Annotated in this window: 16 protein-coding genes; 9 read left to right on the top strand and 7 right to left on the bottom strand. The window is 72.4% G+C overall.

The genetic code is table 11. The annotated features are described in order from the left end of the window. Positions 1-12: 12 nt before the first annotated feature. Positions 13-384: a hypothetical protein gene (locus ACZ3IJ_RS04200; protein WP_467466129.1), complete on the bottom strand. Its 372-nt coding sequence runs from the start codon at positions 382-384 to the stop codon at positions 13-15. A 513-nt stretch (positions 385-897) separates the two neighbouring features. Here ACZ3IJ_RS04200 and lanKC point away from each other — a divergent pair. The 4 genes from lanKC (at position 898) to ACZ3IJ_RS04180 (ending at position 7,739) form a co-directional block, all read left to right on the top strand. After that, positions 898-3,564 carry a class III lanthionine synthetase LanKC gene (gene lanKC, locus ACZ3IJ_RS04195; RefSeq protein ID WP_467466128.1) on the top strand — a complete coding sequence of 889 codons (2,667 nt, stop codon included), beginning with the start codon at positions 898-900 and terminating at the stop codon, positions 3,562-3,564. Further along, a complete protein-coding gene (ramS, locus tag ACZ3IJ_RS04190) occupies positions 3,561-3,689 on the top strand; it encodes a mycelium formation morphogenetic lantipeptide SapB (protein WP_015037662.1) in 129 nt (42 codons plus the stop codon). Before lanKC ends, ramS begins: the two co-directional genes overlap by 4 nt. Before the next feature lie 265 nt (positions 3,690-3,954). Next, positions 3,955-5,898, top strand: coding sequence for an ABC transporter ATP-binding protein (locus ACZ3IJ_RS04185; protein WP_467466127.1), 1,944 nt, complete (start codon positions 3,955-3,957; stop codon positions 5,896-5,898). Further along, a complete protein-coding gene (locus tag ACZ3IJ_RS04180; protein ID WP_467466126.1) occupies positions 5,895-7,739 on the top strand; it encodes an ATP-binding cassette domain-containing protein in 1,845 nt (614 codons plus the stop codon). Before ACZ3IJ_RS04185 ends, ACZ3IJ_RS04180 begins: the two co-directional genes overlap by 4 nt. A 157-nt stretch (positions 7,740-7,896) precedes the next feature. On the opposite strand, the gene ACZ3IJ_RS04175 is transcribed toward ACZ3IJ_RS04180, so the two are convergent. Beyond that, the gene (locus ACZ3IJ_RS04175; RefSeq protein ID WP_467466125.1) at positions 7,897-8,514 is read right to left on the bottom strand and encodes a response regulator transcription factor; all 618 of its coding nucleotides are present in this window, start codon (positions 8,512-8,514) and stop codon (positions 7,897-7,899) included. Positions 8,515-8,842: 328 nt separating this feature from the next. Between ACZ3IJ_RS04175 and ACZ3IJ_RS04170 the strand changes: the two genes are divergently transcribed. Further along, on the top strand, positions 8,843-9,646 hold the full coding sequence (locus ACZ3IJ_RS04170; RefSeq protein ID WP_467466124.1) for a phosphatase PAP2 family protein: 804 nt from the start codon (positions 8,843-8,845) through the stop codon (positions 9,644-9,646). Continuing rightward, positions 9,646-10,599: a YihY/virulence factor BrkB family protein gene (locus ACZ3IJ_RS04165; protein WP_467466123.1), complete on the top strand. Its 954-nt coding sequence runs from the start codon at positions 9,646-9,648 to the stop codon at positions 10,597-10,599. Before ACZ3IJ_RS04170 ends, ACZ3IJ_RS04165 begins: the two co-directional genes overlap by 1 nt. 39 nt (positions 10,600-10,638) lie before the next feature. Here ACZ3IJ_RS04165 and ACZ3IJ_RS04160 read toward each other — a convergent pair whose 3' ends face one another. The 5 genes from ACZ3IJ_RS04160 to ACZ3IJ_RS04140 form a co-directional block, all read right to left on the bottom strand. Then, on the bottom strand, positions 10,639-11,301 hold the full coding sequence (locus ACZ3IJ_RS04160; RefSeq protein WP_467466122.1) for a class I SAM-dependent methyltransferase: 663 nt from the start codon (positions 11,299-11,301) through the stop codon (positions 10,639-10,641). Positions 11,302-11,672: 371 nt separating this feature from the next. Beyond that, positions 11,673-12,095: a DUF6003 family protein gene (locus tag ACZ3IJ_RS04155; RefSeq protein WP_467466121.1), complete on the bottom strand. Its 423-nt coding sequence runs from the start codon at positions 12,093-12,095 to the stop codon at positions 11,673-11,675. Between the two features lie 253 nt (positions 12,096-12,348). Then, the gene (locus ACZ3IJ_RS04150) at positions 12,349-13,926 is read right to left on the bottom strand and encodes a sodium/solute symporter (RefSeq protein ID WP_467466119.1); all 1,578 of its coding nucleotides are present in this window, start codon (positions 13,924-13,926) and stop codon (positions 12,349-12,351) included. After that, positions 13,926-14,207 (bottom strand): hypothetical protein, encoded by a 282-nt coding sequence (locus tag ACZ3IJ_RS04145; RefSeq protein ID WP_467466118.1) that lies wholly within the window; start codon positions 14,205-14,207, stop codon positions 13,926-13,928. The genes ACZ3IJ_RS04150 and ACZ3IJ_RS04145 overlap by 1 nt, the downstream gene beginning before the upstream one ends. Before the next feature lie 248 nt (positions 14,208-14,455). Continuing rightward, complete coding sequence (locus ACZ3IJ_RS04140; RefSeq protein WP_467466117.1) at positions 14,456-15,709, bottom strand: PucR family transcriptional regulator; 1,254 nt, start codon at positions 15,707-15,709, stop codon at positions 14,456-14,458. Positions 15,710-16,110: 401 nt separating this feature from the next. Here ACZ3IJ_RS04140 and ACZ3IJ_RS04135 point away from each other — a divergent pair, with 401 nt between their 5' ends. The 3 genes from ACZ3IJ_RS04135 (at position 16,111) to ACZ3IJ_RS04125 (ending at position 17,931) form a co-directional block, all read left to right on the top strand. Then, complete coding sequence (locus ACZ3IJ_RS04135; RefSeq protein WP_467466115.1) at positions 16,111-16,866, top strand: restriction endonuclease; 756 nt, start codon at positions 16,111-16,113, stop codon at positions 16,864-16,866. Positions 16,867-17,005: 139 nt separating this feature from the next. Beyond that, on the top strand, positions 17,006-17,380 hold the full coding sequence (locus ACZ3IJ_RS04130) for a hypothetical protein (RefSeq protein WP_467466114.1): 375 nt from the start codon (positions 17,006-17,008) through the stop codon (positions 17,378-17,380). 191 nt (positions 17,381-17,571) lie between these two features. Then, complete coding sequence (locus tag ACZ3IJ_RS04125) at positions 17,572-17,931, top strand: ArsR/SmtB family transcription factor (RefSeq protein WP_391796098.1); 360 nt, start codon at positions 17,572-17,574, stop codon at positions 17,929-17,931. Positions 17,932-17,969: the final 38 nt, after the last annotated feature.

The following is a 17,969-nucleotide window of genomic DNA, read 5'->3' as shown; positions in this document are numbered from 1 at the left end:
CCTGACACGAGGTCATGCGCGTTGGCGCCGCTCTTCCTCAAGAGGCACACGGCTCTCCCGCCCATCGGACGCCGAGTTCGCCTGACGGACGGTGCCCTCACGCTGTCTGGCGGCCAAGGCCCTCGCCAGCACCTTCGCCCGGTGGGGGTTCGACTCACCGAGGGCCTGCGCCACCTCCACGGCCTCGTCCAACAGGGCCAGCCGTCGCCCGGGCAGGTCCCGTACCAGGGGCGACGCGCTCTCCTCCACCAGGACGTACGCCAGCTTGGACCCGTACACCTCCGGCTCGACCCGTGTCAGAAGGCGGTAGATCCACAGCCCTTCGGCACCGCGCACCACCTTCCGGTTGGCACTGAGCAGCTTGACCCTCGCCAGCACAACCATGTCCTGATCCATCGATCCCCTTCGTCTCCCACCCCCAGCCGGCGCATGTCCCGCGGCGAGACAGCACAGCGAAGACGCCGGCAACCGAGAAGGGTTGCCGACGGGTTGGCCGGGAGGTGGATGACGATGAGTCTGACGCGCGGCGCCGGGCGTCACAAGGCCGAACGGGCGTGCCGTACGTCCTACCGAAACACCACCTGAACAGGCATGATGGACCTGACACTCACACAGATCCCGGCCGCCCCCCCCTGACGCAGACGCGCGACGGGGTCCAGCGCATGAGTGCCCGTTCCTGATCGCGGGCTCGGGAGACGGCATACCCCCACTCCTCGTTCCGCCGCGCGTGCACCACCTCCGCGCCCCTCTCCGCATCGCGGTGCGGGCCGAGCAACCGGTGGGCGGAGAGCATCGGTTACCTGTGCGTACTGCATGCGCGAGACGTGACAGCGGCGACTGTCCCGGCCCTCACGGCGCGTGACAACGTCATTCCGTCACCGACCGAGGGAGTGCGTTGTGAACAAGGGGTACGCGGTCTTCTGCGATGCCGACCGTCACTTCTACGACGCGCCCCACCGTCTCGTCTTCGCCGACGGAGCCGGCGACTCCCTCTACCCGGCCGCCACCCTCCCCGTGCCCGAGGGCTGGAGCACCCATCGCACGGGTGACTGGCTCGCCCTGCGTCCGGTGGGCGGAACGCTCCCGTCGCAGGGCTGGAAGATCCACGTCTCGGCCTGTCTCGACAACGCGGAGCGGGTCCTCGCCACGGTCCGGGAACACTGTCTGCGGCACGAGGTGGCGTTCAAGTTCGTGCCGAGCCGGTATCTGTTGCACCAGCGCAACGCCAAGTACGCGGACCGCGCGGCCAGCGGCAAGTTCATCACCGTCTACCCGGCCGACGACGAGCAGTGCGAGCGACTGGCGACCGACCTGGCGCACCTGCTCGACGGTGAGCCCGGACCGTACATCCTCAGCGATCTGCGCTGGGGGCGGGGCCCCGTGCATCTGCGGTACGGCAGCTTCACGCGCCGCCACTGCTACGACGAGCACGGCGAGCTGCGGCCGGCCATGGAGGACGGCTCCGGCGCCCTCGTACCCGATCAGCGCGGGCCCGTCTTCCGTGTGCCCGGCTGGGTCACTCCCCCGCCGTTCCTGCGCCCGCACCTCGACGCGCGCGCCGCCGTGACGGTCCAGGAGATGCCGTACGACATCGAGAAGGCCCTGCACTTCTCCAACGGCGGGGGCGTGTACGAGGCGCGGCACCGCGAGACGGGGCGGCGGGTCGTGCTGAAGGAGGCACGTCCGCACGCCGGGCTGGCCGCCGACGGTGCCGACGCCGTCACCCGCCTGCACCGCGAACGTACCGCGCTTGAGCAGCTCTCCGGACTCGCCTGTACACCGGAGGTCCTCGACAGCTTCACCGTCGGCGACCACCACTTCCTGGTCCTCGAGTTCGTGGAGGGCAGGCCGCTCAACACCTTCTTCGCCCGCAGGCATCCCCTGATGGAGGCCGAACCGCCGGCGGAGCGGCTCGCCGAGTACACGGAATGGGCCCTGCGGATCCACGGCCTCGTCGAGGAGGCCGTGGCCGAGGTGCACGCGCGGGGCGTCGTCTTCAACGACCTGCACCTGTTCAACATCATGGTCTCCGAGGACGAGACCTCCGTGGTGCTCCTCGACTTCGAGGCGGCCCAGGCGGCCGCGGAGGGCGGCCGGCAGACCGTCGCCAACCCCGCGTTCGTCGCGCCCGCCGACCGGCGTGGCTTCGACGTGGACCGCTACGCTCTCGCCTGCCTGCGGATCGCGCTGTTCGTCCCGCTCACCAGCCTCCTCGCCGTGGACCGGGGGAAGGCGGCGCATCTGGCGGAGGTCGCGGCGGCGCGATTCCCCGTGCCCGGCGAGTTCCTGGACGCGGCGGTACGGGAGATCGTGCGGGAGCCGGCCGGCACGTCACCGCGCGCCACCGCGTCCGGCGGCCGTGCTCCGTTCCTGCCGGTCGAGCCCGGAGAGTGGCCGGGCAGCCGTGACGCGATGGTGCGCGCGATCCTGGCCTCGGCGACGCCCGACCGGGAGGATCGTTTCTTCCCCGGCGACATCGCTCAGTTCGCCACGGCCGGCGGCGGCATGTCCGTCGGCTACGGCACGGCGGGAGTCCTGCACGCTCTGCACGAGAGCGGGGCCGCGCGGATCCCGGCGGCGGAGGAACGGCTCCTGCGGTACGCCAAGCAGCCCGAGTCCGGCACGCCGCTCGGCTTCTACGACGGGCTGACCGGCGTCGCGTGGGCCCTTCAGCGACTCGGGCACACCGCAAGCGCCCTCGAACTGGCCGAGCTGGTCCTCGCGCAGGAGTACGACGCGCTCGGGCCGGATCTGCACGGCGGGACCGCCGGCATGGGCCTCGCCCTGGACGCCCTCGCCGCCGCCACCGGCGAGTCCGGCCTGCACGCGGCGGCGCTGAGATGCGCCGAACTGGCGGCCCGCCCGCCCGTCACGTCCCCGCGGCCCGCAGGCGCGGGGGCCGGAGGCCGGGTACGGACCGGGCTGCTCCACGGTGCGGCCGGCCGGGCCCTGCTCTTCGTACGGCTCTACGAACGCACCGGGGACTCCGCGCTTCTCGACCTCGCCGCCGAAGCGCTCCACGACGATCTCACCCGCTGCGTACGCGGCGCCTCCGGCACCCTTCAGGTCGACGAGGGCTGGCGCACGATGCCGTACCTCGGTGCCGGGAGCGTGGGCATCGGCATGGTGATCGACGACTTCCTCCTCCACCGCCACGACGAGGCCCTCGACCGTGCCCGGTACGAGATCGTGCAGGCGGCGCAGGCCACCTTCTACGCCCAGCCGGGCCTCTTCCGCGGTGTCGCGGGCATGGTCCTGCACCTCGCCCGCACGAACGCCGGCGGGCCCGGCACGGGGCCCGAGGACGTACGCCGTCAGGTCGGCTGCCTGACCTGGCACGCGATGTCCTACGAGGGCCATCTCGCCTTCCCCGGCGAACAGATGATGCGGCTCTCGATGGACCTCGCCACCGGCACGGCGGGCGTCCTGCTGGCCCTCTCGGCAGCTCTGGGCGAACGCCCGGCCCAGCTGCCGTTCCTCCCGCCGCTCCGGCGGCCCCAAGAACCGGCCCCGCTCCGGGGTCGCACGGCACCACCGTCCCCACACGAAAGGAAACGATCATGAACCTGTTCGACCTGCAGTCGCTGGAGACCCCCAAGGACGAGGCCATCGGCGACGTCGAGACGGGCAGCCGCGCGAGCCTGCTCCTCTGCGGCGACAGCAGCCTCAGCGTGACCACCTGTAACTGAGTCCATCCGGCTCCGCGAACGGTCCGTAGAGGCGCCGGCGCGTAGTCACGGTGCCCCGGGAGCCGAGCTCCCGGGGCACCGGCCATCAGAGCCGGGCATCGGGCATCGGGCATCAGGCATCGGGCATCGGGCATCGGGCATCGGGCATCGGGCATCGGGCATCGGGCATCGGGCATCGGGCATCGGGCATCGGGCATCGGGCATCGGGCATCGGGGCGAGCGTCGCGGGTGCCCCGCCGCGCCCGTCAGGCGAAAGGGGCATCGGATGGCTTCCCGGACCGGGTCCGACCGGCTGCTGCGCGGCGCTGTACGACACACCGCCGGCCCGACCGCGATGCTGCTCGTCTGCTCGGTCGCCGGCGCCGCCTGCGCACTCGCCGTCCCCGCAGTCACCGGCCGCACGCTGGACCTGCTGCTGCACCGACACCCCGCCGCGGGGACCTGGTTGACCTGGGCCGCCGTACTGCTCGCCGCGGAGGTCCTGATGGAGACCGCCACCGTCCTGCTGACGCAACTGACCACCGCACGCGCCACCGCCTGGGTCCGCCTTCGCGCGTCGACCGGGCTGTCGGCCACGACCCCCCACCGAGCCGAACCCCACTCCGGCGGCGACGTCGCCGCCCGGCTGTGCGTGAACGCCACGGACAGCGGCGCCGCACCGTCGGCCCTCGCGACCTCGGTGTCCTCCGTCCTCGTCCCGGCCGGCGCGCTCGTCGCGCTGGCCCTCATAGACCCCTGGACCGCGGCCGTCTTCGCGGCGGGCCTGCCGCTGCTCCTCATGGTCCTGCGGGCCTTCGCGCGGCAGTCGTCCGACTCCGTCGGCCGGTACCAGCAGGCACAGGGCGCCGTCGCCGCCCGGCTGACCGAGGCGCTGAGCGGTGCGCGGACCATCGCCGCCGCGCACACGGCACGCCGCGAGGAGGAACGCATCCTCGCCTCGCTGGAGGACATGACGCGGTACGGCACCCGGATGTGGCTCGTCCATGGCCGCGCCGTGGCCCGCAGCGGAGTGCTGCTTCCGTTGCTCACCACGGCCGTCGTCGCGGTGGCGGGGACGAGGCTGGCCGCCGGGGAGCTCAGCGTCGGCGACCTGCTCGCCACCTCGCGGTACGCCGCCCTCGCCGCCGGGATCGGATCCATCGCCGCGCCGCTCGGCGCCCTGGTCCGGGCCCGCACCGCGGGCCGACGCACCGCCGCACTCGCCGATCTCCCTCCCATGACCCACGGCTCCGCGGTCCTGCCGCCCGACGGGCCCGGTGACCTGGAGCTGAGGAGGGTACGGGTGGTGCGCGACGGCGTCCCGCTGCTCACAGGCGTCACGTTCACGATCGACGGCGGCTCCACGGTCGCGGTCGTGGGGCGCTCCGGCGCCGGCAAGTCCACCCTGGCCGCCGTCGCGGGCCGGCTGACCGACCCTGACGAAGGGCGCGTCCTCCTGGACGGTCTCGACCTGGCCGAACTGACCCGCGCGGAGCTGCGTTCGGCGACCTCCTACGCCTTCGCCCGCCCCGCCTTCGACAGCGGCGCCACGCCCACGGTCCGCCGCGCGATCGCCTCGGGGCGGGGCGGGGCCGTCGGGGAGCCGGCTGAGGGCGAGGGTGAGGGTAGTGGCGCCGTGGGCGCCGCGGCTCCTCGAACCGCCGAAGCCCTGGCGGAGGAGGTCCGGGACGCCGCGAGCGCCGCGAGCGCCGACGCGTTCATCCGCCTCCTGCCACAGGGGTACGACACGCCTCTGGACGAGGCGCCCCTCTCCGGCGGGGAAAGTCAACGCTTGGGCCTGGCACGGGCGTTCATCGGGGCCGGGCGGCTGATGATCCTGGACGACGCGATGTCGAGCCTGGACACGGCGACGGAACGGCAGGTGGAGCTCGCCCTCTCCACGTCACTGCGGCCGTGCACCAAGCTCGTCGTGGCCCACCGGGTCTCCACGGCGGCCCGTGCGGACAAGGTGGTCTGGCTGGAGGCTGGACGGGTGCGGGGGTTCGGACCGCACCGCCTGCTGTGGGAGGACCCGGACTACCGTGCGGTGTTCCTGGCCGAGCCCGCCGCGGCGTCGGCGGCGACCGTCGCCCCGGCGAGGGCCCCGGCCGAGGCCGCCGTCCCGGCGAGGGCCGCGGGCGCGGCAGTTGCCGCCGGAGACGGGGCCTCGCAGGAGGACGACCGCCGGGCCGCCCGGCCCGTCCACGACGAGCCCGGGAGCGACGCGTGACGTCGGCGGCGGACAGACGCCGGACGACGGGCCCGAAGCAACGGTCGCCCCTCGGCGGCCCCGCCCCCGCCGCCGAGCGGACGTCACGGCGCGTTCTGGTGTCGGGACGGACGTTCCTCGGGCGCCGCAAGGGGGTGCTGGCCAGGCTGGCGGCCTGGTCCGCGGCCGAGTCGGCTCAGACGTTCCTCGGCGGCTACTGCGTGGCCCGGGCGCTGGACGACGGTTTCCTGCGAGGTAATACGTCGGCGGGACTGCTCTGGCTCGCGGGGGCCGCCGTGGTCATCGTCCTCGGCGCGCCGGTCGTCCGGGGCGTGTTCACCCAACTCCCTCGCCTCACCGAACCGTTGCGCGATCACCTGGTACGCCGGTCGGTCGTGCGGGCGCTGCGCGCGGCCACGGCCGGGCGGGGAACCGTGGACACGACCGCCGTCTCCCGGCTGACGAGCCAGACGGAGATCGCGCGGGACAGCTTCGCCGGGCTGGTGCTCGCGGCCCGCTCCTTCGTCTTCGTCGCCGTCGGGGCCCTGGTCGGCCTGATGTCCCTCGCGCCGCAGTTCCTGCTCGTCGTGTGCCCGCCCCTCGTCCTGGGCATCGCCCTGTTCACCGCCTCCCTGCGGCCCATGGCACGGGCCCAGCACCGCTACCTCGACGCGGACGAGGCCGTCGGCCGGCGCGCGGAGGTCACGCGGACCGCCCTGCGTGACATCGTCGCCTGCGGCTCCCACGAACCGACCGCCGCCCGCAACCGCCTGGCGATCGAAGAGGCCGCCGCCGCCCAGCGCGCCCTGGCCCGCTGGGCGGCGGTCCGCACGCTGTCCGTGGCGACAGCCGGCCAGTCGCCCGTGTTCCTGCTCCTGGCGGCGACCCCGTGGCTGCTCCGCCAAGGCGTCACAGCGGGCGCCCTGGTCGGCGCGCTCACCTACATCCTCCAGGCACTGCTGCCGGCCCTCCACACGCTGATGACCGTTCTGGGCGCCGCGGGGGCCCGGCTCTTCGTCATTCTCGACCGGCTCACCGGGCCGGTCCCCGGCCCCGGGGCCCACTCCGGCCGGCAGCCCGCCCCTGACCCGCCCTCCGCCGCCGCACCCCGCGCGTACGTGCGGCCCCCGGCGGCAAGGACGACGGCCGCGCTGGAGCTGCGCCAGGTCCGAGTGGCATTCGGACCGGGTGCCCGTGCCGTACTCGACGACCTGGATCTGACCGTCGAGGACGGGGAGCACATCGCGGTCGTGGGCCCGAGCGGCATCGGCAAGTCGACCCTCCTCCAGGTCGCGGCGGGCCTGCTGACGCCGGACCGGGGCGAAACACTCCTCTCCGGCCGCCCCGTCGGCCACGACCCGTCACCCGAACTCACCGCCCTGCGCACCCTGATCCCCCAGGAGGCGTACGTCTTCAGCGGCACCCTGCGGGACAACCTCCGCTATCTGCGGCCCGACGCCCGTCGGGCCGACGTCGACGACTCCGTACGGGCTCTCTCGCTCGACGCGCTCGTCGAGCGCGTCGGCGGGCTCGACCGTCCGGTGCGGCCGGAGGCGCTCTCGCTCGGCGAGCGCCAGCTGATCGCCCTCGCGCGCGCCCACCTCTCCCCCGCCCCGCTGTTGCTTCTCGACGAGGCCACCTGCCACATCGACCCCGTGGCCGAGGCCCGGGCCGAAGGCGCCCTGCGCGCCCGGCCCGGAACCCTGGTCGTCGTGGCCCACCGGCTGTCGTCCGCGCTGCGTGCGGACCGGATCCTCGTACTCGACGGCACCCGCGCCCGGTGCGGCACGCACGAGGAGCTGCTCGTGCGGTCGGCGCTCTATCGCGACCTGGTGGGACACTGGAACGACATCCAGCGCTGAAGCAGGGACCGCGCCCGCGGAGACGTCACGCGGACAGTCCGGCCCGACCAGCGGCGGTCAGGTCCGACCGGCGACCACCAGTCCCGATCGACGGCCGTCAGGCCCGATCGGCGAGCGCCAGGTCTCATCGGTGGGCCTCAGGCCCGACCGGCGGGCGTCAGGTCCACCCGGCTCCCTGGGCTATCCGGATGGCGTCCACCCGGTTGCGTGCGCCGACCTTGCGGATGACGCTCGCCATGTAGTTCCGTACCGTCCCCTTGGAGAGGTACAGCGTCGCGGCGATCTCGCCGACGGGGGCTCCCTTGGCCGCGAGCGAGAGCACGCTCAACTCACGTCGGGTGAGGGGCATCTCCGCGGCCTGGAGGAAGCCGAGGGCGAGCGTGTCGTCGAGGAAGCGCTCTCCGGCGGCCACCCGGTGGACGGCCTGGAGTAATCGGGTCTTCGATCCGTTCTTGTCGACGAAACCGGTCGCCCCTGCCGCATGCGCCCGGCGCAGCACCCCGGGCCGCTGGGCGGGGATCAGCGCCAGAAGGGCCGATCCACCCGCCTCCAGTGACGCCGCCACCGAGGTGGTCGGCGTGTCGGGCTCCGCCCCTGGAGGCGGCAGACACTCGGCATCGGCGACGTACACGTCCGGTGCCGACGCGCCGGCCGCCGGCCCCTGCGGCCATTGCGAGACCGCGGAGACGACCGAGACCTCGTCGTCCGACCGCAGCAGTTCCACCAGCGCGGCACGCAGCAGCTGCGCCTCGTACACGACCGTGACTCTGATCATTCCCACCCCTTCGGTCTGCGTCACGCCCCTGGGGCGTGACGCGATCAGCCCCTCACCCCTCTGCCCCTGTCTCCCGCGCGGGAACGCGACATCGGGCGCACAGGGGGCGCACTTCAGGGAGCTGGGGCCGGATCCGTTCCCTGCGTACGGACGGTCCGCAGGCCGACCGGGTGAGGGCCGCACGGCGCCGGTCGGGAATGTCCAGATCCGGTCCCACCCTCGTGAGCCGGCATTCCTGCGGGGGCCGGTCGTCCTCGCCGAACGCGCCTGGGACATGGCGCGCGGGCATGGGCACATCATCCGGCCGTGGCCGGGCAACCAGATGGTCATGACGACGAGGTGGGGCACGGCCGCGAGGATCTCCTGGCTCGCGGCACTGGTGCCGGTGCAGACGGCTGCGATGGTGGGACTGGGCCTCGCCCTGACGTCCGGTGGCGCGGGCGGCCGACTGGAGTCCGCGGAGGAACGCCTCGTACGCGAGGCGGTCGCGTACCGCGATGGCCGGGTCGATGTCGTCTCCCAGTGGCTGTCGACGCTGGCCCGTACCGAGACGATCGTGGGCGTGACGCTGGTGACCGTCGCCCTGCTGGTGCTGTCCTCGGGCGGACGGCGGTGGCGTGAGGCCGGGTTCCTGGCGGTTGCGGTCGCCCTCCAGTCGACGGTCTTCCTCATGGTGACGGCCTTCGTGGAGCGTCCGCGTCCCGGTGTCCCTCACGTGGACGCGGCTCCGCCGACATCGAGTTTTCCGTCGGGCCATGTGGGGGCGGCGGTCGCGCTGTACGGCGGGTGGGTCGTCCTGGTGTTCGCCCGATCGGCACGCGGACCGTGGCGGTACGCGTCGTTGCTGCTGCTCCTGGTCCCCGTTGCGGTGGGGGTGTCCCGGATCCACCGGGGCATGCACTATCCCACCGACGTCCTGGGCGGTCTGCTCAACGGCACCCTGGCGCTTCTGCTGGTGGGCTGGGCACTGCTGGCGTCCCGGTCCCCCGCCGAGGATCCCCCTGCTCGTCCCCGGTCACCGTCCGCGCCCGGGAGGTGGGGCGGTGACAGGTGCGGCGGTACGCCCGTCCCCCGAGCGGACCCGGGCGTGCCGATGTCGCCGTCACCGGCCGCGCGGAAGGGAGGACGGTGATGGGCACCGCCACACGCGTGCCGCAGCGACGCGACGTCGTGGGGGACGAGCTCTCCGGCGACGAGGCGTGGACCGCTCTGCGTCGGTACGGGGGGTGGAGCCTTGCGCGGGACTCGTTCGTACGTTTTCGCTACGCCGACGGCTTCAGCCACTCGCGCGCGCTGGCGCTGCAGACGGTGCTCTCCCTCGTGCCGCTGGCGATCGTGGCGATCGGTCTGTCCGGGGTGCTGCACACGGAGGGCATAGGCCGGGTCGCCGAGCTGACGATCCGTCGGATCACCAGTGGCCCCAGCCAGGAGATGGTCGACGAGGCACTGCGGCTGAGCCGTCGGCACGCGGGTGAGGGGGGTCAGGCGGCGCTCTGGCTGGGCCTGCTCTTCTCGCTGGTCAACCTCACCACGAGCCTGTGCCAGGTCGAGCGTGGCGCCAACCGGATCTACGGCGTCGAGCGGGACCGGCCCTTCCTGAGCAAGTACGTGCGGGGGATGGTGATGGCCGTGCTGGCCGGGTTGCCGCTGGGGCTGAGTTTCCTCCTCACCGTCCTCGGCTCCGATCTGACGCGGGCGTTCGCGGAGGTCTACGGCGTCGGACCGGACGCCACCCGTGCCTGGGAGGTGCTGCGTTGGCCGGTGGGCGTGCTGCTGGCCGTGCTGGCCACCAGCGCGATCTTCCGGCTCTCGCCGCGCCGGGACCAGCCCGGCTACACCTGGCTGGCCTTCGGCGCGATCCTGTATCTGGTGCTGTGGAACGGGGCCACCTGGGGGCTGAGTCTGTACGTCGGGGCGAGTGGTTCCTTCACCAGCGTGTACGGGCCCCTCAGCGCGATCATGGCGCTGTTGCTGTGGTCGTACCTGACGTCGCTGGCCCTCTTCCTCGGTGTCGCGTTCGCGGCACAGTTGGAGGCCGTCCGGGCCGGCGTGGAAGAGCCGGCCGGACCCGATCCCGGCGTCTGAGGCCCCGCTGCGGGGCGCGTCGTGGCGGCCTGGCGTCGGTCAGCGGAGGCGGCGGGCGCGGAGGACGACGTCGTCGGTGTGGTGGGCGCCGGCGCCGCCCTCGGGGCTGACGCGGGGACGTTGTTCGTCGACCTCGATCCGCCAGGCGTCGTCGAGCAGGGCGGCGACCATGGAGGGCCAGACGTAGTCGGCCGGGTCGAAGCCGCCCTCGTCGGGTCGCTGGGTCTCCATGCCTGCGTGGTGGACCAGCAGGAGGACGCCCCCGGGTGCGACGGCGGACAGGAGGGCACGTTCGGCCGCGGCGTCGGAGGTGCGGAGCAGCGCCGGGTACTGGGCGGAGACCAGGTCGAAGGAGCCGGGCCGCAGCTTGGCCTCCGTCAGCTCCGCGTGGATCCAGCGGACGACGGCTCCGGCGTCTCGGGCGTGGCCCACGGCCCGGTCCAGCGCCACGCCCGAGACCTCGAGCGCGGTGACGTCCCAGCCACCGCGCGCGAGCCAGACGGCGTCGACGCCTTCGCCGCAGCCGACGTCGAGCACCCGGCCGGGGGTGAGGTCGGCGGTCTCGGCCACCAGCGCTCCGTTGGGGCGGCCGCTCCAGAGTCGTCGGCGCTCCGCGTAGCGGTTGTCCCACTCGGCCCGTACGGTCGGGTCTCCCCGGTACGTGTCGGCGGTCGATCCCTCTGCTGCGATGTGTTCGGTCACCGGGCCACCGTCCCTGAAGGTGGGTCCACGACGCCACTGTTGTTGCCGGTTCGGCAAAGGCCGAGGGTGGACCGGGAAGGTGACCCAGCCCGGCCTCCCGTGCGTTCCTCATCCCACCGGGGGAACGTCGGGGTCTGCGTGCGCGTGGCGCGGGTGCGGGCGGCTGAGCATCGGCGCACGGAGCCCTCAGGGGCCCGGAGCCCGCGCCTGGTGAGGCGCGGGCTCCGGGCTTCGTGCTGTCCACGGCCTGGGGGACAGTCGCGGACCGGCGATTCGAGCGGTCCCCACCGCTCACGGGCCGTTTGCCCCGAACGGCCGTCGCCATGCGCGGTGTTCGGACCGTGCCGGGCAGTCGGCCGCCGGGTCCGCAGTCAGGCGGTCAGGCGCGCGATGTCCTGCGGGTCAAGGCCGGTGAGCTGGGCGATGCGCTGCGCGGGGATGCCCGCGGTCAGGGCGCGGTGGACGAGAGCCTCCCACTCCTGGGTGGCGTCGCGGAACTCGAGCAGTTCGTGCTCCATGTCCGTGACGGACTGGGGCGCGCACTCCTGCTGGACGCGCAGCGTCTCCTCCTCGCTCAGGGGCACGGGCAGCCGCTCGGCGTCCTGCGGGATGAAGACCTCCGCCTCCGCCGGAAGGATCCTGACCTCCTCGGAGGCGGCGGAGACGCCGTGCGCCTGCAACCAGCCGTGCACTGCGGGTGTTTCGGAACATTCGAGCGCACCGACGGCGGCCAGGGCCGCCCCGATCCGAGGATGCCGGGGAGGGAGCAGGAACAGGTATGCGTCATCAGCCATCGTGCGACATCGCCTTCTCGGTGGGTCATCAGCGGCGCACTGATGCTAGCGCTCTCACGGCCGGGCATCTCTATCACCCAACCGCTGTCCAGGCAGGCCGCAGGGTGATGCTGTTGCGGCCTACCCGATGCTCCTCGAAGACGCCGGCGACGGCACGATCATCATCCCCGTCGACCAGCCCAGGGCAGGAGGGTCCACCCATGCCTGGAGGCTGTGGGAGGAGCCCGCGGAGCAGGGCCGGCCACCCGGACGGCTACGGCACCCGCGCGCCCCGCGTACTGCCCAGTCGGCCCAGGAGGAAGGCGACGGGAAGGGACACGAGGACGACCGTCTGGAGCGGGAACCAGTCGACGTGCCAGTCGGGGAAGAGCGCCATCGGGTTGCCCGAGAAGACCGGACCGGACAGCTGGAGCCCGACGGCGCAGCCGAGACCTCCGTACAGCGTCCAGAGCAGTCCGGTCCGCGTGTAGCCCTTCCAGAAGAGGGAGTACACCAGGGCCGGCAGCAGCGAGGAAGCGGCCACCGCCAGGGAAAGCGCGGTCAGGAACTGGACATTCCACCCCTGGACCCAGACCGCCAGAGCGATGCTCAGTACGCCGACGCCGGCAGACGCCAGCCGGGCGGCGGCCACTTCCCTCCCCTCGGTGGTTCGGGAACCGCGCAGCGCATGGGTGTACAGGTCGTGGGCGATCGTCCCCGCTGCCGCCAGGGTGACGCTCGCGACGACTGCCAGTGTGGTGAGGAAGACTCCGGAGGCGACCAGGACGACGAGCAGTGCGCCGCCGGTGGGCGCGTCCGCGCCTCCGGCCAGTTCGTCGGCCAGCATCACCAGCGCGCTGCTGCCGCCCGGATCGGCGGACAGGATCGCCGGGGCGCCGATCAACGCGGAGGCGCCCAGCCCCATGAGAGCCGTGGTGACGCAGAACGCGCCGACGATCACGAGCGTATGACGCACGGTCCGGCGGGCGGTGGCGGCGTCGGGCGCCGTGCCGAGTTGCAGGGCGACGTGCGGCAGGCAGGCCGCGCCGAACACAATGGTGATCATGAGGCCTATGAAGTCCAGGGTGGCGGCGGGCTCCGCGCTCGCGCCGAATCGGAGGCCGGGGCGCAGATAGTCGGCGCCGCGGCCGCTTCCCTGTCCGGCCGCGGCGACCAGGGAGTCGGTGCTCCAGTGGAAACGGTGCAGCAGCACGGAAGACACGACCAGAGCGACACAGAGCAGCACCACCGTCTTGATCACCTGGATCACGACCGTACCGCGCATGCCGCCGAACGCCGTGGCGCAGACGACGAGAGCACCGATCATGACGATCGCCGTCTTCTCGATCCCCGGACCGGACAGCCCCAGCAGCGCGGCGGTGGTCACCCCCGCGCCGGAGAGCTGTACAACCAGGTAGGGGACGCAGATGCACAGGGTGACCACGGCGACCGCGATCCTCACCGCGCGCCCCGGCGTCCGCAGGCCGAACGTGTCGCCCAGGGTGTAGCCGGCGCGCTCGCGCAAGGGCACGGCGAGGAGGAGCAGTACGCCGAGGGAGAGCACGGTGCAGAGCGCGATGAACAGGCCGTCGTACCCGAAGAGGGCGACGCTTCCCGTCGTGCCGAGCACCGTGGCCGAGGAGAGGTAGACGCCGGAGAGGACGAGCGCCCCTCGCATCGGCCGCAGTGTGCGTCCCGCCGTGTAGAAGTCCTCGACCCGGTCCCTCGGAGGGCCACTGAGGACGCACAGGAACAGGACGGGGACGATGAACGCCACGAAGCAGCCGAGGATCAGTGCCTGGGTCTCCGGGTCCATGGTGCCGGGCGCGGCGAGCGGGAGCTCCGGTCTCATCAGTACTCCCCGTACGCGGTGGGGCGGACGGGCGTCCGGCCCTTGTCCGCACTGCGGTCGTAGCGCACCGCCGTCCAGACCAGCAGCACGGCCTGGAGGAGGAGTGCCCACACGCCGATGCCGGTCTCGCCCCGCAACGGGGCGGCCATGAAGTCGGGCGCGGAGCACACGAGCAGCAGATGCGCCGTGAGTACCGTTCCGTTGACCACGGCGAAGGACGGGCCTGGACGACGGCGGGACCGGGGCTGATGAGGGGGGCGAGGGGCGTGCGGGTCGGTCATGGCAGAGCTCTCCTGGCAGGCCTGGGGCGGGTGGGTCGCCTCTGAACGGGCCTCACCAGAGCACCCGGCCCCGTGACACGTCCATGCGGTGTACCCGCGCCGGTGTCCGCTCCCAACGCCCGGCAGGTGCGACTGTGCCGAGGCCCAGGGGCGTGGAGGGCCGGGGAGGCGGGTGCCGGGGAGGAGAGGGGGTGCCGGGGAGGAGCGGGATGCCAGGAAATATCGGACTCTGGGCAGCGGGGAGGGGGTCAGGCTGGTGGGCGACGCCGGAGTCCGTCGTCGGCAGGTCCGGCTGCCGCGGCCGGCCCCAGCAGGCGGTGGGCATCGAGCGCGAGGGTGAGTTGCACCAGGTCGCGGGGGCGGGACAGCGTGAGGCCGGTGACCTGTTCCACACGGCGCAGACGGTTCAGCACGGTGTTGCGATGGCAGAACATCCGCCGAGCCGACTGAACGGAGGATCCACCGCATTCGATCCAGACGCCGACGGTGTCGAACAGCAGGTCGCGGTCGGCGGGTTCCAGGTCGTACAGGGGCCTCAGCACCTGGCGGACGAGTTCGTGGGACAGGTCGGGCCTCGAGACCAGGAGTCCGTCGGGCAGGCGGGAGTCGAGCCGGGCGACCTCCCCGTCGTCGCGGCAGGTACGAAGTGCGAGTCCGGCCATGTCACGCGCGCGGGCCAGGCTGCCCAGGCCCGGGACCACCGGGCTGATGCCGATGCGGAGCCCTGGTCCGGCGACGAGGCCGGAGGCGAAGGCGTCCAGCGGACGGTCGCCCAAGTGGGCGACGAACACGGCGCGCTGACCCCAGGAGTGCCGGAGGACCCGGATGTCCTTCAGCTCCGGGGCGGCCTGGGGCACGCGGCCGTACGGCGGTGTCGCCTCCGCGACCGCCACCGCGTACCGGCTGTCGAGCGGCAGATCGAGGATGCCGGCCGCGCTCCGGGTGAATTCTGGTTCGTGACGCGTCTCGAGGAGGGCGGCGAGGGTCAGACGGACGCGTTCGTGGTGCCGGCCGGTGACCCCCTCGACGACCTGCCGGTAGGCGTCGGCGACGAGTACGGCATCGCGGTCGTTGCTCTTCCACACCAGCTCGGCGACGTGCACCATCCGGCGCATGTCGCCCAGACCCTCGCGTTCCACCACCCCGATCATCCCGCTCCAGACCTCGGATCCTGCGACGCGGTAGGCGTGCAGCACCTCGTCGAGGGGGCGCCCTTGTTCCGCGCGTCGCGTGCCCAGCTCTCTGGTGAACCGCTCGACGTCCACGATCCTGTCCGGCTCCACCCCGGTCTCCAACGCGTGGCGGATGCCCGTCGCCACGTTCTCGCGCACGTCGGGCGGCGCGAGCACCGGGTCGGCGTAGTACGGCACCTCGGCGCGGATGGCTTCCAGGACGGAGTCCGTGAACACCGTGCCGTATCCGAGGAGCCGTCGGCACGCACGGTCGAACAGCTCGGCGGAGGACGGGTCGGTGGCGCTGCCGGGGGCGAGACTACGGTGCATGGACGCTCCAGGTGGACGGGGGTGCGAGCACCACGTGCAAGGTGCGGGCGCGAGGCGCCGACGTGCGGTGCCGACGGAGCCGCGCGGAGCGCGGGAGCCTTCAGAGGGCCGGCCACCGTGGGCGTGAACCGGCAGCGTCCTCTCCGGCGGGCACCATGCTAAGCGGTCGGTCAGGGAGTGGCGCTGTCTCGGCCGGATCGTGATGTTTCCGTAAAGGCCGACGTGGTCGGCCACGTTTCGAATGCGCGTTGACGGATACCTGGCGTTCCGTCAGGAACTTCGGCCTCTCGGCGGGGACAGCTCCAGTGCTGACCCGCGGACCGGTACGACGCGGCCCCCGAACCCTTACCGGGTCGGGGCCGCGGTGCGCGAGAGGCATGGACGAGTGAGGGAGGGCCCGGATGAAGGTGACCGGGGAAGGCCGCGGTGCGGCACGGCGTGGCCCTGTGGCCATCGGGCGGGATCTGCTGCTGGCGGTGGGGCTCATAGGGATATGCGGCGGCGGCCTCGCCCTTTTCCTCAGGACGGCCGAAACGGCGGGGCGTCGCGGGTCCGGCGTCCCCGTCGCCGTCCTCGCGACGCTCGCCGTCCTCGGGGTGCTCGCCGTCGGGGTGGGAGCGGCCAGACGGAGTTCGATCCCCGTCCGGCACCGCGAGGGCCTTCGCCCCTCGGGCGCGCCGCACGACTCACCGCCCGCAGCGGACGTGCCCGACGTGGATGCCACGGCCCTGGACCACGGCGCGGTCGACGCCGACGGCTTCGAGCACACGGTCGCCGCACTGTGCGCGCGGGACGGCTGCACCGCCGTGGAAGTGGTGGGCGGGGCGGGCGACCTGGGCGCCGACGTCCTCGCGGTGACCGAGGACGGCCGGCGTGTCGTGCTCCAGTGCAAGCGCTACGCGGAGGACAACCGCGTCGGATCCCAGGATCTGCAGAGGTTCGGCGGCACCTGCTTCACCATCCACGAGGCGGATGTGGCAGTCATCGTCACCACCAGCTCCTTCACCGCACCGGCCGCCGAGTACGCCGCGACGTGCGGGATCATCTGCGTGGACGGCGACGCGCTGGCCGCGTGGACCGATCAGACCGTGCTGCCCCCCTGGGAGGCGCTCGACGCGGATCCCACGACCCCTGTCTCGGTCACTGGCCCGGCATGAGGTTCCGCGCGGCGGTCGTTTTCCGCCGGATTCGCTGTTCTCCTGAACTCCTCGGTGGTCGATGGGTAGCGTCTGCCGTCATCACTCGGCCGAGGCATGAGGCCGGTCGGGCCGTCGCAAGCGCAGGAAGCGAGTAGCAATGTTGTCTGTGGAGACCTCCCTCAAAGAGGCGATGACCTCGATCGAAGGGAGCCTGGGGGTCGCGTTGGTCGACTACACGAGCGGCATGGCCCTGGGAACGCTCGGTGGAGGCAAGGACCTTGATCTGGCGGTGGCCGCGGCCGGGAACACCGACGTGATCCGGGCGAAGACCCGCACCTTGGAGATGCTGGGCCTGCAGGAGGACATCGAGGATGTGCTGATCAGCCTCGGAACCCAGTACCACCTCATCCGGTTGATCAAGGGGCGTGGGGGCAACGGGTTGTTCCTCTACCTCGTTCTGGACAAGGAGAGGGCGAACCTGGCCATGGCCCGGCACCAACTCAGGCGTATCGAGGCGCAACTGGAGCTGTAGCCGCTCTTCTGCTTCCCGGCTTCGGACGCCCACGAGTTGAAAGATTCTTCAACTCGACACATCTGAAAGTGATCAGCCTGGGGGCGAGTCCGGGCCGGGAGGCGGGAGAATGAGGGCAGCTGGACACCGAGGAACCGGCGGCCTCGGCTGACAGCCTTCGCAATGGCCGAACCAGGTGGGAGCGTTGTCGCATGCAGGTGCCGCTGTACCAAGCCAAGGCGGAGTTCTTCCGCATGCTCGGGCACCCCGCCCGGATCCGCATCCTGGAGCTGCTCCAGCACGGGCCCGTACCCGTTCGTGAACTCCTTAACGAGATCGAGATCGAGCCGTCGAACCTCTCCCAACAGCTCGCGGTACTGCGCCGGGCCGGCATCGTGATATCCATCCGCGACGGCTCCACGGTCAGTTACGCGCTGGCCGGCGGCGATGTGGCAGAACTCCTTCGCGCCGCGCGGCGCATCCTCACCGAACTCCTGGCCGGGCAGAACGAGCTACTCGCGGAACTGCGGCACTCCGACACCTCTGTGGGAACGAGTCCACCCCCGCCGTGAGCCCACTCGGGTCCGACTGAGCGTTGAAGCCACCCGAC

The sequence above is a fragment of the Streptomyces sp. NPDC013317 genome, assembly GCF_055563155.1.
The sequence above is the reverse complement of the archived record's forward strand: the minus strand, read 5'-3'. Positions and strand labels throughout refer to the sequence as shown.

Coding starts and splice junctions, on each gene's coding strand:
- ACZ3IJ_RS04200 (WP_467466129.1), bottom strand. CDS start 384: ATGGTTGTGCTGGCGAGGGTCAAGCTGCTCAGTGCCAACCGGAAGGTG.
- ramS (WP_015037662.1), top strand. CDS start 3,561: ATGAACCTGTTCGACCTGCAGTCGCTGGAGACCCCCAAGGACGAGGCC.
- ACZ3IJ_RS04185 (WP_467466127.1), top strand. CDS start 3,955: ATGGCTTCCCGGACCGGGTCCGACCGGCTGCTGCGCGGCGCTGTACGA.
- ACZ3IJ_RS04175 (WP_467466125.1), bottom strand. CDS start 8,514: ATGATCAGAGTCACGGTCGTGTACGAGGCGCAGCTGCTGCGTGCCGCG.
- ACZ3IJ_RS04170 (WP_467466124.1), top strand. CDS start 8,843: ATGACGACGAGGTGGGGCACGGCCGCGAGGATCTCCTGGCTCGCGGCA.
- ACZ3IJ_RS04165 (WP_467466123.1), top strand. CDS start 9,646: ATGGGCACCGCCACACGCGTGCCGCAGCGACGCGACGTCGTGGGGGAC.
- ACZ3IJ_RS04155 (WP_467466121.1), bottom strand. CDS start 12,095: ATGGCTGATGACGCATACCTGTTCCTGCTCCCTCCCCGGCATCCTCGG.
- ACZ3IJ_RS04150 (WP_467466119.1), bottom strand. CDS start 13,926: ATGAGACCGGAGCTCCCGCTCGCCGCGCCCGGCACCATGGACCCGGAG.
- ACZ3IJ_RS04145 (WP_467466118.1), bottom strand. CDS start 14,207: ATGACCGACCCGCACGCCCCTCGCCCCCCTCATCAGCCCCGGTCCCGC.
- ACZ3IJ_RS04140 (WP_467466117.1), bottom strand. CDS start 15,709: ATGCACCGTAGTCTCGCCCCCGGCAGCGCCACCGACCCGTCCTCCGCC.
- ACZ3IJ_RS04135 (WP_467466115.1), top strand. CDS start 16,111: ATGAAGGTGACCGGGGAAGGCCGCGGTGCGGCACGGCGTGGCCCTGTG.
- ACZ3IJ_RS04130 (WP_467466114.1), top strand. CDS start 17,006: ATGTTGTCTGTGGAGACCTCCCTCAAAGAGGCGATGACCTCGATCGAA.
- ACZ3IJ_RS04125 (WP_391796098.1), top strand. CDS start 17,572: ATGCAGGTGCCGCTGTACCAAGCCAAGGCGGAGTTCTTCCGCATGCTC.